Genomic DNA, 14,889 nt, shown 5'->3' with positions numbered 1-14,889 from the left:
GGGCCGCCGGTGAGGGCGGGGCGGTGGCCCGGCTCCGACCCTGGACACCGCCCCGTCCACCCACCTTCGCCGCTCAGCGCGTCAGGCGCCACGCGGGGAGCGCCGCGCAGGCGACCGCGACCACGCCGCACGCCCCGGCCGCCGCGCCCATGGCGCCCCACGGCACGGTCAGGGCCACCGGCGCGGTCAGGGCCGCCAGCCCCGCCCCCAGCGTGCCCAGGTTGACCGCGGTCACGGCGAGGCCGAGGGCTGTCCCGACCGCCACGGCGAGCGCCGCCTCGCCGGTCACGACCCGCAGGATCTGGGCCCGTGTGGCGCCCGCCAGCCGGAGCGAGGCCAGCTCCGCGCCCCGTACGGAGGTCGCCATCAGCAGCGTGTTGGCGAGCGCGATCACCGTGTAGACGAGCGCGATGCCGAGGACCAGGAGCAGCCCGAGCCGGGTCTGCGGGCTGGTCGACGGGTGCGTGGCGGCGGCCCACTCCTCCACCGTGCGTACCGTGCCGCCCGCCGCCGCGAGGGCCTCCGGCGTCACGCCGGCCGCCGCCTCGATCCGGTCCACCGCGGCCCCCGGCGCGTTCGCCCGCGTCACGTACGGGCCGTTGTCGCCCGTACCGAGCGCGAGGACCGCCACCACCCGCAGCGTCACCGGTCCGCTGCCGTCCGCGCGCCACACCTCGACCCGGTCGCCGACCGTCCGACGCTCCCACTCCTCGTTGACGACGATCGATCCGTCGTCGAGGTCGGCCATGTCCCCCGCCACCACCGGCAGCCGCGCCAGCCTCGCGAAGGCCGCGGGGTCGGAGACCGCCCGCGCCCCGTACTTGACCAGCGCCTCGGCCCCGTCCCGTACGAAGACGGACGTCGTCGCGGTCGCCGAGGCACCGGGCACCGGCCGCAGGTCCTCGCCCGTCACCACCCGCTCCGCGCGGGTCTGCTCCCGAGCCTCCGCGGCCCTCGCGCTCGTGACCGAGGCCGCCGAACCGAGGAGCGAGCCCGCCAGCGCGACCGTCACCAGGACCGGGGCGGCGACGGCGGCGGTGCGGCGGACGGCCGCCGCGCTGTTCTCCCGTACGAGCATCCCCGTCGCGCCCGGCAGCCGCAGCGCCCGCGCCACCGGCCGGACCAGCACCGGGGCCAGCAGGGCGACGCCGGTGATCAGAAGCATCGGCACGGTCGTGTAGGTCTTGCGCTTGAGCAGTTCGGACGGCTCCGTGACCGCGGTCCACACGAGCAGCCCAGCGCCCGCCAGGAGCAGCCCCGTGCCGAGCAGCGCGCGGCCGGGCGGCAGGACGTCCGTGTCGACGTCCGCCTCGCGCAGCGCCGCCGTCGGGCCGACCTTTCCGGCCCGCCGCGAGGCGGCCACCGCCCCGGCGAGGGCGACGGTCACCCCTGTCCAGAAGGCGGTGTGCAGCGGCCAGGTCGCGTCGCCGATGCCGAACCAACCGGGGGCCAGACCGCCGTCCACGAGCACGCGCGCCAGCAACGGCGCACCCCACGCGCCCAGTGCGCACCCGGCGGCCGCGGCGAGGACCCCGACGCCCGCGGCCTCCGCGAGGAGCATCCGCCGCACCTGGCCGGGCGTCGCGCCCGCCGTCCGCAGCAGCCCGAACTCGCGGCGCCGCAGCGCGACGGCGAAGGCGAAGGTGGAGGCGACGACGAAGACCGAGACGAAGGTGGTGACGCCGCCGGCCGTCCCGAGGAGGGAGTTGAGGGCGACGAGCGCCTCGGCGTCACGCTCGGGCTCGGGGTCGGCGCGCAGCCGGTCCTTCCCGGTGAGCACCTGGGCCCGGTCGCCGACGAGGGTACGGACCTCGGCGACGGGGCCGTGGACGCCGACGGCGTCGGGGCCGCCCGCGGTGGTGACCGTCCAGCGCGCCTTCAGCTCGGTAAGGAGTTCGATATCCACAGGCTGTGGACGATCGAGTCGCTGGGAGACGGAGGCCGTGGCCGGTCCTCGCCGGACCTCGACGGTGACCGCGTCCCGGCCCTGTACGACCACCGGCGCGGACGCGAACCGCCGCGGTTCGCGCTCCGGTGCGTCGAAGGTCGAGGCGAGACCGAGGCCCATGGTGGCGAGGAGCCCGACGCCGAGGGCGAGGGCGACGAAGCTGCCGAGGAAGGCGGCCCAGCGGTCACGGAGGCCGGAGAGGACGACGGTCAGCATGCGACGGGCTCCGTCCGGGGCGCGGCCGGCAGGGCGGGTGTGCGGTTCGTGGCAGGCAGGGCGGGTGTGCGGTTCGTTGCTGCGACGGTCAGCATGCGACGGGCTCCTTCCCGGGCGCGGTCTCCAGGGCGGCCATGCGGGCCGCGACCCGCTCGGCCGTCGGGGCGTGGAGCTCGCCCGCCACCCGACCGTCGACCAGGAACACCACGCGGTCCGCCCGCGCCGCCGCCACCGGATCGTGCGTGACCATGACGATCGTCTGGCCGTCGCGGTCCACCAGCTCCCGCAGCATCGTCAGCACCTCACGGCTCGTGCCGGAGTCCAGCGCGCCGGTCGGCTCGTCCGCGAAGAGCACCGCGGGCCGGGTGATCAACGCCCGGGCGATCGCGACCCGTTGCTGCTGCCCACCCGACAGCTCCCCGGGCCGGTGTCTCTCCCGTCCGCCGAGCCCGACGCGCTCCAGCGCCGTGCGTACCTCGCCCCGGGACACCCGTCGGCCGGCCAGCCGCAGCGGCAGCGAGACGTTCTGAGCGGCCGTCAGCGAGGGCAGCAGGTTGAAGGACTGGAAGACGAACCCGATCCGGTCCCTCCGCAGCAGCGTCAGCCGCCGCTCGCTCAGCCCCTCCAGGGCGACCCCGCCCACCTGGACCGTCCCACCCGTGGGGCGGTCCAGACCGGCAGCGCACTGGAGCAGCGTGGACTTGCCGGAGCCCGAGGGGCCCATGACGGCGGTGAAGGTGCCGGTACGGAAGTCGAGGTCGACGCCGTCCAGGGCGCGGACGTCGCGGTGGAGGCGGTGCAGGGCGGTGAGCCGGACGGCGGTGTCGGAGCTGGTCGTCGATGTCATGGCTCTAGCGAACCGTTCTCGTGGCCGCCGATCACGACCGCTGGGGGGCGTCTCGGGGGTATGCCTGGCCCTACCCTTCCTGGCCTGGCCTGCCCTGCCCTGACTGGCCCTACCCCTTGCGTAAGGCCTTCACGAACACGTCGAGCGCGTCCAGCGGCTCCCGCCCCAGCAGCTCCCGCAGGCTGCTGTGCCCGACACCCGTACCGTCCATGAAGCCGTGCGCGATCGCCGAGTACGTCCCCGTCAGCATCGGGACCTGGAAGGGCTCGGCTCCCGAGGCGGCGAGGGTGGCCCGCGCGTCGGCGAGCGTACCGGGGGCGTACTCGGCGCCCAGCGCCCGCGCCAGGTCGGCCCCGCCCAGCGGGCGTTCGCCGACCAGCTCGTAGGTGCGCCCGGCGTGCGCGGCCGGGGCGGTGGCGACGGTGACCGCGATCTCGGCGAGGTCCTCGCGGGCCACGGCGGCGAGCCGGCCCTCGCCGAGGGGGCCCGTGATGCGGTTGTCGGCGTCCGGGGTCGCGATCCAGGTGAGGAACTCGGCGTACAGCCCGTTGCGCAGCACCGTCCACGCCAGGCTCGACCGCCGGAGCCGCCGCTCGGTCCAGCGGTGCGCGAGGGAGTACGTGAGGTGGTCGCCGTCGCCCGAGAGGCTCGTGTACACGATGTGGCCCACCCCGGCCGCCTCGGCGGCGGAGATGGCGGCCTCGTGCCGGGCGATCACGGTGTCGTCCTCGCCGTACCCCGCCGAGATCAGCAGCAGGGTGTCGACCCCGGCGAAGGCGCCCGGCAGGCCGGCGGGCTCGTCGAAGTCGACCGGGCGGGTGCCGGACAGCCCGGCGCGCGTGCCGAGGACGACGCCGTCCCGGCCGGCCAGGCGCTCCGCGACGAGCGAGCCGAGGCCGCCGGAGACACCGGTGACGAGCAGCATGATTCCCCCTGAATTCGTTTTCGTGTGCGGTGAGGATCATTCTGGTGAGGGCGGCGGGATCGCGTAAGGAGGCACATCGATGTCAGCGGGGCACACCGAGGTAACCACCGAGCCTGTGGTGAGTTGTGCGGAGGAGTGCGGTGTCCGGGACGTCCAGGACCGGCTCGGAGACAGGTGGACCGTGCACGTCGTGGTCGAACTGGCCCCGGGACCTCGCCGGTTCAGGGAGCTCCAGCGCCTGGTCGACGGCATCTCGCAGCGGATGCTGACGCTCACGCTCCGCCGCCTGCAACGGGACGGCCTGGTGACGCGGACGGTGTATCCGACGACGCCGCCGCAGGTGGAGTACGCGCTGACGGAGACGGGGCACAGCATGACGCACCTGATCAAGCAGCTGATCGACTGGTCGCTCGACCACCGTGCGGTGATCGGGCGGGCGCGCGAGGAATGGGACGCGAAGCAGGCGTGAGTACGACGAAGACCACCGTCGAGCGGGCCTTCGAGGCCCTGTACACGGACGACGACACGGCACTGGACTCCGCGGCGTCCCTGCTCGCAGCGGACCGGGCGGCCGACGGGGAACTGACGCGCCGTGGCGAGGAGTTCGTACGGCGGGCGTGGGAGCGGGGCTGGCAGCCCGCGGATCTCGTACGCCTGGTGCGGCGGGAGCTCGCGGAGGAGCACGTGCGGCTCGCGGGCGCCCTGATCGCGGCGGAGACCGGGCGCTACGAGCGGCTGCCGCACCGGTGGGCCGCGCAGCTGGTCGATCTGGAGACCGCACCCGCCCGCGCGGACCGTTTCTCCTCGGCGACGACGAGCCTGGAGCTGTACCGCCTGCTCGTCCGGCTGCCGTCCCTGGAACCGGTGGGCCCGGTGCCGGGCGACGCGCTCCCGGCCGCCGTGGCGGGGGAGCCGCGGATGCTGACGCGGGTACGGGCCCTGCTCGCGAAGGCGGAGGCGACCGGCTACCCGGAGGAGGCGGAGGCGCTGACCGCAAAGGCCCAGGAGCTGATGGCGCGCCACAGCCTGGACGAGGCCGTGCTGGAGTCCCGTACGCCGTCGGGGGACGTGCCGGGGGCGATCCGGATCGGTGTGGAGCCGCCGTACGAGCAGGCCAAGGCGATCCTGCTGGACGCGGTGGCGACGGCGAACCACTGCCGGGCGGTGTGGAACGAGCCGTACGGCTTCTCGACGGTGGTCGGCTTCGAGGCGGACCTCGATCCGGTGGAGCTGCTGTACACCTCGCTTCTGGTCCAGGGGACGGCGGCGATGACACGTGCGGAGGCGGAGCAGCGGGCGGGCGGCCGGAAGCGCACGAAGTCCTTCCGGCAGTCGTTCCTGCTCGCGTACGCGAACCGGCTGGGCGCCCGGCTCGCGACCACGTCACGCCGCGTCGCCTCCGAGGCCCCGACGCTGCTTCCGGCACTCGCCTCCCGGGAGGTCGCGGTGACGAACCGCGCGGACGAGATGTTCCCGGAGACGCGGACGACCCGTGTCCGCGCGATGTGGGACGAGGCGGGCTGGACCCACGGCACGACAGCCGCGAACGCGGCGGGTCTGGGGCGCGGTCACGGGGAGATCCGGGACGGGCGCTCCTGACGGCCCCGTCGCCCTCCGCCCCGCGGTCCTGGTCTCCTCACCACTCCGTCAGTGCCGCGAGGCCCGAGGCGCAGTCGGGGTAGCGGGGGGTCCAGCCGAGTTCGCTGGTGGCCTTGGCATGGGAGACCGTCAGGTTGGTGGTGCACACCTGGTGGGCGTACGACATCGGCCGCGTCAGCCAGGCCGGCACCGTCGCGGGCTTCGGCGTGCCGAACACCTTCGCCACCGCCCGCACATGGGCGCCGAAGCCCATCGGGCCGTCGTCCACGATGTTGTACGCCTCGCCCGGCCGTCCGCCCCCGACCGCCAGCACGACCGCGCGGGCCGCGTCCTGGAGGTGGATCCAGGGCAGCACCCTGCCCCGGTCGGCGACCGCCGGCAGCTTCCGCTTCCGCAGCAGGTCCACGATGGCCTCGGTCCCGCCGGGGCCGTAGAAGATGCCGAACCGCAGCGCGACGCCCTCGACCCCCTCGGCCCCGAGCATCAGCTCCTCCTTGGTCCGCATGGCGTCCACATGGCGCTGGGACGCCGCGTCGAGGCCGGTCGGCCCGTAGGTGTCCTTCTCCGTGACCACGCGGTTGCCGAAGTCGCCGTACCCGTAGCCGAACACCATGGTCTCGGCGATCATCCGCCGGGCTCCCACCGCGCGCGCCGCCTCGACCAGATGGGAGGTCCCGGCGATCCGCAGCGCGTCGGTCGCGTCCATGTCCCGGTGCCTCATCGGCGTCTCGCGCAGGGCGGTCGCCGCGTGCACGACGGTGTCGATCTCCAGCCCCTCCACCGCTCGGAGCAGCCCGTCGCGGTCCATGAGGTCGGCGACGACCTCGTTCTCCGCCCCACGTCCGAGGCCGAGCACGGTGTGTCCGGCCGCGGTGAGCTCCTCGGCGACGTGGCGCCCGAAGACCCCGCTCGCCCCTGCCAGCAGTACGTTCCCGGTGTCAGTCATGCTCATGGGACGAGCATGCGCCGCGAAACGTGACATCCCCGGAAATGACCCGGGCCAGGGTCCGGGATCGCCTGGCAGGAGGCGGCAGCGGCCTGGGTCCTGACGACGACCGCCCGCTGAGCAGCGGCTCGGCGCTGCTCCTCGACGCACTGGACGACGTGGCCGAAGCGCTCGCCGAGGACGGTTCCGCGCAGCCACGCCGTAGGGTGAGGCGAGAGGGCATGGCGTACCCGCCGGTAGCACGCTCAGTCGCGTAGTCGCTACGCCACCCCGCGTGCACGTGCATCTGCTCATGCATTGGCATATGAACACAGCTATGATCCGAGGAAGTTGACACCTGCATCAAGTCTCTCGGGGAGCTACCAGTGCATCATGCGCATCACGCGTACAACGGCATGGCGGCCACGGAGCTCCAGGGTGTCGTGTGGCAGAAGAGCCGGCACAGCAACTCGCAGGGATCCTGCGTGGAGTTCGCCAAGTTGCCCGGTGGAAACGTTGCCGTACGCAACTCGCGCCACCCGGACGGCCCCGCGCTCGTCTACACGCCCGCCGAGATAGAGGCGCTGCTGCTGGGCGTCAAGGACGGGGAGTTCGACCACCTGGTGTGAGCACACGGGGAAAGGGCCCCGGCGTCCCGCCGGGGCCCTTTCCGCCATGCTGTGCGCGGCTACGCGCGTCACTCCGGTCCGAGCCGGAAGAGCGCCCAGACGACCTTGCCCTGGAGCGTCCCGGCGAGCGGGTGCCAGCCCCAGGTGTCGCTGAACGAGTCGACCAGGAACAGTCCGCGCCCCGACTCCGCCGCGAAGTCCTCGCCGCCCTGGCGCGCCTCCGGGCTCCGGTGGCTGGGGTCGCGGACCGCGCAGACGAGGCGGCTCGTCCATCGCATCAGATGCAGACGCACGGGGGGCCCGTTCCGGCCGTCTTCGTGAAGATCCCGGCGGTCCCTCGCGTCGTGCGCCGCCTCGGACGGCAGCGCGTGCCTCAGGGCGTTGGTGACGAGTTCGGAGACGACCAGGGCAACGTCGTCGAAGCGCTCGGTGAGATCCCACTGCGCGAGCGTGGTCCGGGTGAACTTCCGTGCGCCGCGCACCGCTTCGTACGCGGGTGGCAGGGCGCAGGAGGCCGAGCTGGAGACGGCGGCGGGATCGATCGGCGGAAGCCCCTGCCGTAACGGCTCGAGCATGGTCGATCCATTCGTCCCCATGCGAGGCACTCCCGGGAATCGCGGCGAATCGCGGATGTGGTGCGGTTGCGCGGGCTCCATGGTTCCGAATGGGACCACTGGATGCAAGGGCAGATGCACGTGCACGCGCCGGACCTGTCCGTCCGCGTGCCGATTCTGTGCATATCTTCTGGGCACTACTTTCCCCTTGATCATGAAGTCGCCCTGAAGTTGCCGCCTTTCCGTAATCGAATGTGTACGGGCTGAAGCGTTTAGTGGCACAATCCGGGGGCCCGAGACCGCGAAGGAGAGGCTGGAGCCGTGACCGCAGTCGAATCGAGCGGAGCGAGCGGGAGTGTCGTGCGGCGCATCCTGCTGGGTTCGCAGCTGAGGAGGCTGCGCGAGTCGCGCGGCATCACCCGCGAGGCGGCCGGCTACTCGATCCGCGCGTCCGAATCCAAGATCAGCCGTATGGAGTTGGGCAGGGTGAGTTTCAAGGCCAGGGACGTCGAGGACCTGCTCACGCTCTACGGCGTCAGCGACGAGGCGGAGCGCGGCTCGCTCCTCGGACTCGCGCGCGAGGCCAACGTGGCCGGCTGGTGGCACAGTTTCGGCGACGTCCTGCCGGGCTGGTTCCAGACGTACATCGGCCTGGAGGGCGCCGCCTCCCTCATCCGCGTCTACGAAGTCCAGTTCGTCCACGGCCTGTTGCAGACCGAGGCGTACGCGCACGCCGTCGTCACCCGGGGCATGCCGGGCGCCCCGCGCGCCGAGATCGAGCGACGTGTCGCCCTGCGTCTGGAGCGCCAGAAGGTCCTCGTCTCCGAGCGCGCCCCGCACTTCCACGCCGTCCTCGACGAGGCGTCGCTACGACGTCCGTACGGCGACCGGGCCGTGATGCAGGGCCAGTTGAGGCACCTCATCGAGATCTCCGAGCACCCACATGTGACGCTCCAGGTCATGCCCTTCAGCTATGGAGGGCACGCCGGCGAGAGCGGCTCGTTCACGATGCTGAGCTTCCCCGAGTCCGACCTCTCCGACGTCGTCTACCTGGAGCAGCTGACCAGCGCGCTGTACCTCGACAAGCGTGAGGAGGTCGCCCAGTACGCGCGCGTGATGGAGCGGCTGGCCGAGGACAGCCCCGATCCGGCCGAAAGCCGGGATCTTCTCCGAGGACTCCTTCAACTCACGTAGGACGTAAGTACGATGACGTGACATCAGGGTTCTGCTGTCACAGTCGCCACGTCCGCCACCGCGGGTTAAGGGGTCTCGCCACATGTCCTACTTCACCGACCTGGCCCACCAGTACATCGACGGCGAGTGGAAGCCCGGCAGCGGCTCGTGGGACATCATCGACTTCAACCCGTACACCGGGGAGAAGCTCGCCTCGATCACCGTCGCCACCGCCGACGAGGTCGACCGCGCCTACCGCGCCGCCGAGCGCGCGCAGCGTGAATGGGCCGAGACCAACCCGTACACCCGCCGGCTCGTCTTCGAGCGCGCGCTGCGCATCGTCGAGGAGCGCGAGCAGGAGATCGGCGACACGATCGTCGCCGAGCTGGGCGGTACGCGCCTGAAGGCGGCCTTCGAGCTGCACCTCGCCAAGGAGTTCCTGCGCGAGGCGATCCAGCTCGCGCTGCGGCCCGAGGGCCGGATCCTGCCCTCGCCGGTCGACGGCAAGGAGAACCGCGTCTACCGGCTCCCCGTCGGTGTCGTCGGTGTCATCTCCCCCTTCAACTTCCCCTTCCTCCTCTCCCTCAAGTCGGTCGCGCCCGCGCTGGCGCTCGGCAACGCGGTCGTGCTCAAGCCGCACCAGAACACGCCGATCTGCGGCGGCACGCTCGTCGCCAAGGTGCTGGAGGACGCCGGTCTGCCGACCGGTCTGCTGAACGTCGTCGTCACCGACATCGCCGAGATCGGCGACGCGCTGCTGACCCACCCGGTCCCCAAGGTCATCTCCTTCACCGGCTCCGACAAGGTCGGCCGTCACGTCGCCACCGTCTGCGCGCAGAACTTCAAGCACGCCGTTCTCGAACTCGGCGGCAACAGCGCCCTGATCGTCCTCGAGGACGCGGACGTCGACTACGCCGTGGACGCGGCCGTCTTCAGCCGCTTCGTGCACCAGGGCCAGGTCTGCATGGCCGCCAACCGGATCCTGGTGGACCGCACGCTGGAGGAGGAGTTCACCGAGAAGTTCGTCGCGAAGGTGAAGACCCTGCGCGTCGGCGACCCCGCGGACCCCGCCACCCACATCGGCCCGCTCATCAACTCCCAGCAGGCGGAGTCGGTCTCGGCCGTCGTCGAGCAGGCCGTGGAGTCCGGCGCGACGGCCCTGCTGCACGGTTCGGCGGACGGCAACCTCGTCTCCCCGTCGATCCTGTCCGGCCTTCCGGCGGACGCGCCCGTCCTGAGCCAGGAGATCTTCGGCCCGGTCGCCCTCGTCATCCCCTTCGACGGCGAGGACGAGGCGGTACGGATCGCCAACGACACGCCGTACGGGCTGAGCGGCGCCGTGCACACGGGTGACATCGAGCGGGGTGTACGGGTCGCCCGGCGCATCCACACCGGCATGATCCACATCAACGACGGCACCGTGGCCGACGAGCCGATCGTGCCGTTCGGCGGCGAGAAGCACTCGGGCGTGGGCCGGCTGAACGGCGACGCGATGATCGAGGCCTTCACCACCCAGAAGTGGATCTCGATCCAGCACGGGCGGAGCCGGTTCCCGTTCTAGGACCGTAGCTGTCCGCAAGGGTTCGTAGCGTGGTGGGTGTCGGGGAGAGAAGAGCTCCCCGGCACCCACCGAGTCGTCTGGAAGGCGGACATCATGGTTGCTCTTGTTCCCGCGGAGGCCCAGGGTGACGAGCGCGGAGCGTTCCTCAACTTCATCGAGGCGCAGCGGGCCGCGCTCCGCCGCGCCGCCCTCGGCCTCACCGAGGAGCAGGCGGCGAGCCGCCCCAGCGCCAGCGCGCTCAGCCTCTCCGGGCTGATCAAGCACGTCGCGGAGGTCGAGCTCAACTGGCTGCGGCTGGCCCAGCAGACGCGCAACGAGCGGCAGCGCACCCAGGAGACCTGGGGCGACGGCTTCCGGCTCGTGGAGGGCGAGAGCGTCCCGGCGACGCTCGCCTTCTGGGAGAACGTGGCCAAGGAGACCGAGGAGTTCGTACGGTCGGTGCCCAGCCTGGACGAGACCTTCCCGCTGCCGCCCGCGCCCTGGTTCCCGAAGGACGGCCGGGTCTCGGTCCGCTGGATGCTGCTCCACCTGGTCCAGGAGATGGGGCGCCACGCCGGGCACGCGGACATCATCAGGGAGTCGCTGGACGGCCGGGACTCCTTCTCGCTGATCGCGGAGGAAGAGGGGCGCGAGTAAGGGCGCGTACCCTAGTCAAAATTGACTAGGAGGTACGAGGGTGTCAGCGATCCGGCTACTTGTCCTCGGCGCGGTGCGCCGGCACGGGCGCGCCCACGGCTACCAGATCCGCAACGACCTGGAGTTCTGGGGCGCGCACGAGTGGTCCAACGCCAAGCCCGGCTCGATCTACCACGCGCTCAAGCAGATGGCCAAGCAAGACCTGCTGCACGCCTACGAGATCGCGCCGAGCACGGCGGGCGGACCACCGCGCACCGAGTACGAGGTGACGGAGAAGGGTGAGGCGGAGTACTTCGCGCTGCTGCGCGAGGCGCTGACCACGTACGACCAGAAGATGGACGTGCTGTCCGCGGGGATCGGGTTCATCGTCGACCTCCCTCGCGCGGAGGTCGTGGAGCTGCTGCGGCAGCGGGTGCGGGCGCTCGACGAGTGGCGCGCGGCCGTCACCGAGTACTACACGCCGGAGGGCGGCCCGGGGCAGCTCGGGCACATCGGCGAGATCATGCACCTCTGGGTCCACTCGGCCGACGCGGGAAAGGAGTGGACGCTCGGGCTTATCGAGCGGATCGAGGCGGGTGCGTACTCCTTCGAGGGGGAGGGCGGGGAGCCCTTCCTCGGGGTGCTCGCGGACGGTGAGGAGAACCCGTACTCGACGGGCGGACCTGACCCGGAATTCGATTAATCAAGTTTGACCAATCGGTTTGGGTGGCATACCTTCGATCGAGTGGTCAAGTTTGACTACTGGCTTGGAGGGCTGGAATGACTGACGCGATCGTCGTCGAAGGCGCGCGGAAACGGTACGGCGACAAGCGGGCGCTCGACGGCCTGGATCTGAGGGTGGGGCGCGGCACGGTGCACGGGCTGCTCGGCCCCAACGGCGCGGGCAAGACCACGACGGTACGGATCCTGGCCACGCTGCTGCGGCACGACGAGGGGCTGGTGCGGGTGGCGGGCTTCGACGTCCGGGCCCAGGCGCACGAGGTGCGGCGCAGGATCGGCCTCCTCGGGCAGCACGCGGCCGTCGACGAGGAGCTGGGCGGCCGGCAGAACCTGGAGATGTTCGGGCGGCTGTACCACCTCGGGGCCCGGCGGGCGGGCGCGCGGGCCGACGAACTCCTGGAGCGGTTCGGCCTCGCGGACACCGGACGCAAGCCGGTCAAGCAGTACAGCGGCGGCATGCGCCGGCGCCTCGACCTCGCGGCCTCGCTGATCACCGAGCCGGAGGTGCTCTTCCTGGACGAGCCGACGACGGGGCTCGACCCGCGCGGCCGCGGCGAGGTGTGGGAGTCGGTGCGCTCGCTGGTGGGCGGCGGGACGACCGTCCTGCTCACCACGCAGTACCTGGAGGAGGCCGACCAGCTCGCCGACCGGATCTCGGTCGTCGACCACGGCCGGGTCGTGGCCGACGGAACGGCCGACGAGCTGAAGGCGAAGGTCGGCGGGGACCGCGTCGACGTCGTCCTGCGGGACGCCCGGCGGCTCGACGAGGCGGTGCGCCTGCTGCCCGCCGGTCGGTCCGAGGCGACGGTGGACATCGACCGGCGGCGGATCAGCGTGCCCGTCACCGACCGGATGGCGGCACTGGCGGAGACCGTACGTGCCCTGGAGGAGGCCGGGATCGAGGCGGAGGACATCGCACTGCGGCGGCCGACCCTCGACGAGGTCTTCCTCCGGCTGACGGGCGATGCGAAGGACGGGCGGGCAGCAGAGGACGGGCGGGCGAAGGGCGAGATGGCGAAGGGCCAGGACGCGGAGGTGGCGGCATGAGCGCGGCGTACGTGATGAGCGACTGCTGGACCATGACCCGGCGGGAGCTGGCCCACTGGGCGCGGCAGCCGGTCGTCGTGGTGGTCGGCCTCGCCTTCCCGGTCATGATGATGCTGATGTTCGGCTATCTCGTCGGCGGTGGCCGGGAGATCGAGGGTGCGTACGTCGACTACCTCGTGCCCGGCATGCTCACGCTGACGATGGTCTTCGGCCTCGAGGCGACGATGACGGCCGTCACCCAGGACCTCAACAAGGGTGTGATCGACCGCTTCCGCTCGATGCCGATGGCCGACGGGGCGGTGCTGGTGGGGCGTTCGGCCGCCGACATGCTCCAGTCCGCCGCGGGGCTGCTGGTGATGGCCGGTGTCGGCCACGCGATCGGCTGGCGCGCGCACGGCGGCGCCGGAGCCTTTCTGGGCGCGATGGGTCTGCTGCTCCTGCTGCGCTTCGCGATGCTGTGGATCGGGATCTACCTGGCGATGGTCGCGGGGCGGCCCGAGCTGGTGATGGCCGTGCAGATCCTGGTCTGGCCGGTCGGCTTCCTCTCCAACGCCTTCGCCTCGCCCGACTCCATGCCGGGGTGGCTGGGCACGGTCGTGGAGTGGAACCCGATGTCGGCGACGGCGACGGCGGTACGGGATCTGTTCGGCAACCCGGGCGGCGAGCCGGGGCATGTGACGGCGGCGGTGGTGTGGCCGCTGCTGCTCCTCGCCGTCTTCCTCCCGCTGGCGGTACGGAGGTTCAGGAGGCTCAGCGCGTAGTGGGAACCCGAACCGGTCGAGCGGTGTACCTAAGGCAGACGGTTCACCGCGGACCGGGCGAGGGACAGGGGGACGGGGGATGCGCAGGGTCAAGATGTGCGGGATGGCCGGCGCCGTCGTGGCGCTGGTGCTGACGGCTTGCACGGGGGAGGGGCGCGCGAGGGACCCGGGGGTTTGGGGTTCTTCGGACGCCGGCCGTGCTTCGGACGCCGGCCGTGCTTCGGACGCCGGCCGTGCTTCGGGCGGGGCGGGTGCACCGGGCTCGCCGCCGCCGCGGATTCCGTCCGGGCGGGAGCTGCCCGGGTGGTCGCACTCCCTGGGATTCGCCTCCGACGGCAGCGGGTTCGCCCTGCTGGCGGACTGCGTGGGCGACGAGCGGGTCCCGGAGAACGGCTTCTGCCGGCAGCATGTGGCCGTCCTCGACCGGGGCGCGAGGAGCTGGGCGCTGAGGCGGTCCCCGCTGCCCGAGACGCGGGGCACGGACGGTGTCTCCTCGCAGCTGCGGGTCCTGGGGCCGGGGCGGGCCCTCGTCGAGGAGGGCGGCGCGGAGCCGGAGGCGCGGCGGAGCTGGTTCACCCGTGACGGTGGGCTGACCTGGCACGAAGTCGACGGACGCTCCAGCGGTACGGCCCCGGTGATACCGGCCGGGGCCGTCCTCACCACGGACTGCGCGCAGCCCGCCGACGGCTCCGTGGACGACTGCGCCCGGGAGCGGCTGGTCGTGATCTCCCCCGAGGACGGGCGCCGACGGGCCCTGGCCCAGGAGCCGTTGCTGGGGGCGCGTCCGAGGCCGGCCGAGGTGGCGGAGCCCGACGGCTCCTGGTGGGTCTCCGGCACCGACCCCCTCTCGCGCCGGGCGGCGGTCGCCGTCTCCCGGGACCAGGGACGCAGCTGGTCGGTGAGCAGGCTGCCGAGCCCGACCGCCGAGCCCGGCTGGTTCACGGCGGTCGCGGTCGGTCCTGACGTGGTCTACGCGGCGGAGATGGGGGAGTTGAAGGGCGGCGACCCGGTCAAGAACCCCATGCGGGCGCTGCACCGCTCCCGGGACGGCGGTCGCACCTGGCAGCGGATGTGGACGACCGGGCCGATGGCCGAGCCCCGCACGCTCCTGGGGATCCCCGTGCCGGGTCCCGGTGGCCGGGTGCTGATCGGCGCCGAGGACCGGGAGTACGTGAGCGTCGACGGGGGCCGCAGCTTCCGCCCCTCCGGTGAGAGCACGGCGTACACCCGTCGTACGCCCGCAGGGCTGCTCCGCTCCAGCGCCGGCTGTCTCTACGACATATCGGTCGACGGCGGGCGCTGGGCGGAGTTCGCCCTGGGGTGCGAGGGCGAGTCGTTCTGAGCTTCT

Annotated in this window: 15 protein-coding genes; 10 read left to right on the top strand and 5 right to left on the bottom strand. The window is 72.3% G+C overall.

Features of this window, described 5'->3' with window-relative positions; all coding sequences use genetic code 11:
• Window positions 1-73: 73 nt before the first annotated feature.
• The 3 genes from ACZ3IJ_RS21425 to ACZ3IJ_RS21415 all read right to left on the bottom strand — a co-directional run bounded on the left by ACZ3IJ_RS21425 (window position 74) and on the right by ACZ3IJ_RS21415 (window position 3,936).
• The gene (locus ACZ3IJ_RS21425; protein ID WP_467470432.1) at window positions 74-2,164 is read right to left on the bottom strand and encodes an FtsX-like permease family protein; all 2,091 of its coding nucleotides are present in this window, start codon (window positions 2,162-2,164) and stop codon (window positions 74-76) included.
• Between the two features lie 88 nt (window positions 2,165-2,252).
• Window positions 2,253-3,011, bottom strand: coding sequence for an ABC transporter ATP-binding protein (locus tag ACZ3IJ_RS21420; RefSeq protein WP_467470430.1), 759 nt, complete (start codon window positions 3,009-3,011; stop codon window positions 2,253-2,255).
• 109 nt (window positions 3,012-3,120) lie between these two features.
• Entirely contained in the window at window positions 3,121-3,936 is an 816-nt protein-coding gene (locus ACZ3IJ_RS21415) for an NAD(P)H-binding protein (protein WP_467470428.1), read from the bottom strand.
• A 79-nt stretch (window positions 3,937-4,015) separates the two neighbouring features.
• Here ACZ3IJ_RS21415 and ACZ3IJ_RS21410 point away from each other — a divergent pair, with 79 nt between their 5' ends.
• Together ACZ3IJ_RS21410 and ACZ3IJ_RS21405 are read left to right on the top strand one after the other, a co-directional pair.
• Entirely contained in the window at window positions 4,016-4,405 is a 390-nt protein-coding gene (locus ACZ3IJ_RS21410; RefSeq protein ID WP_391801515.1) for a winged helix-turn-helix transcriptional regulator, read from the top strand.
• Window positions 4,384-5,535, top strand: a complete 1,152-nt coding sequence (locus ACZ3IJ_RS21405) for a DUF2786 domain-containing protein (protein WP_467470425.1) — start codon at window positions 4,384-4,386, stop codon at window positions 5,533-5,535. The genes ACZ3IJ_RS21410 and ACZ3IJ_RS21405 overlap by 22 nt, the downstream gene beginning before the upstream one ends.
• 37 nt (window positions 5,536-5,572) lie before the next feature.
• Here ACZ3IJ_RS21405 and ACZ3IJ_RS21400 read toward each other — a convergent pair whose 3' ends face one another.
• A complete protein-coding gene (locus ACZ3IJ_RS21400; RefSeq protein ID WP_467470423.1) occupies window positions 5,573-6,487 on the bottom strand; it encodes an NAD-dependent epimerase/dehydratase family protein in 915 nt (304 codons plus the stop codon).
• A 389-nt stretch (window positions 6,488-6,876) separates the two neighbouring features.
• On the opposite strand from ACZ3IJ_RS21400, the gene ACZ3IJ_RS21395 reads away from it, so the two are divergent.
• A complete protein-coding gene (locus tag ACZ3IJ_RS21395; RefSeq protein ID WP_331910010.1) occupies window positions 6,877-7,089 on the top strand; it encodes a DUF397 domain-containing protein in 213 nt (70 codons plus the stop codon).
• A gap of 68 nt (window positions 7,090-7,157) precedes the next feature.
• Here the strand turns inward: ACZ3IJ_RS21395 and ACZ3IJ_RS21390 are convergent, their stop codons facing one another.
• Entirely contained in the window at window positions 7,158-7,685 is a 528-nt protein-coding gene (locus ACZ3IJ_RS21390) for an ATP-binding protein (RefSeq protein ID WP_467470421.1), read from the bottom strand.
• A 279-nt stretch (window positions 7,686-7,964) separates the two neighbouring features.
• Between ACZ3IJ_RS21390 and ACZ3IJ_RS21385 the strand changes: the two genes are divergently transcribed.
• From ACZ3IJ_RS21385 to ACZ3IJ_RS21355, 7 genes are all read left to right on the top strand, one after another.
• Complete coding sequence (locus ACZ3IJ_RS21385; protein ID WP_352187746.1) at window positions 7,965-8,837, top strand: helix-turn-helix domain-containing protein; 873 nt, start codon at window positions 7,965-7,967, stop codon at window positions 8,835-8,837.
• Window positions 8,838-8,919: 82 nt separating this feature from the next.
• A complete protein-coding gene (locus tag ACZ3IJ_RS21380) occupies window positions 8,920-10,377 on the top strand; it encodes an aldehyde dehydrogenase family protein (protein WP_467470418.1) in 1,458 nt (485 codons plus the stop codon).
• Window positions 10,378-10,470: 93 nt separating this feature from the next.
• Entirely contained in the window at window positions 10,471-11,013 is a 543-nt protein-coding gene (locus ACZ3IJ_RS21375) for a DinB family protein (RefSeq protein ID WP_467470416.1), read from the top strand.
• A 40-nt stretch (window positions 11,014-11,053) separates the two neighbouring features.
• Entirely contained in the window at window positions 11,054-11,695 is a 642-nt protein-coding gene (locus ACZ3IJ_RS21370) for a PadR family transcriptional regulator (RefSeq protein ID WP_467470414.1), read from the top strand.
• Between the two features lie 77 nt (window positions 11,696-11,772).
• Window positions 11,773-12,780, top strand: a complete 1,008-nt coding sequence (locus ACZ3IJ_RS21365; RefSeq protein WP_467470412.1) for an ATP-binding cassette domain-containing protein — start codon at window positions 11,773-11,775, stop codon at window positions 12,778-12,780.
• Window positions 12,777-13,541: an ABC transporter permease gene (locus ACZ3IJ_RS21360; protein WP_467470410.1), complete on the top strand. Its 765-nt coding sequence runs from the start codon at window positions 12,777-12,779 to the stop codon at window positions 13,539-13,541. The genes ACZ3IJ_RS21365 and ACZ3IJ_RS21360 overlap by 4 nt, the downstream gene beginning before the upstream one ends.
• Before the next feature lie 364 nt (window positions 13,542-13,905).
• On the top strand, window positions 13,906-14,883 hold the full coding sequence (locus ACZ3IJ_RS21355; protein WP_467470408.1) for a WD40/YVTN/BNR-like repeat-containing protein: 978 nt from the start codon (window positions 13,906-13,908) through the stop codon (window positions 14,881-14,883).
• Window positions 14,884-14,889 lie beyond the last annotated feature (6 nt).

It is taken from the genome of Streptomyces sp. NPDC013317 (assembly GCF_055563155.1).
Note: the sequence above shows the minus strand (reverse complement) of the source record. Positions and strands in the feature narration are given on the sequence as shown.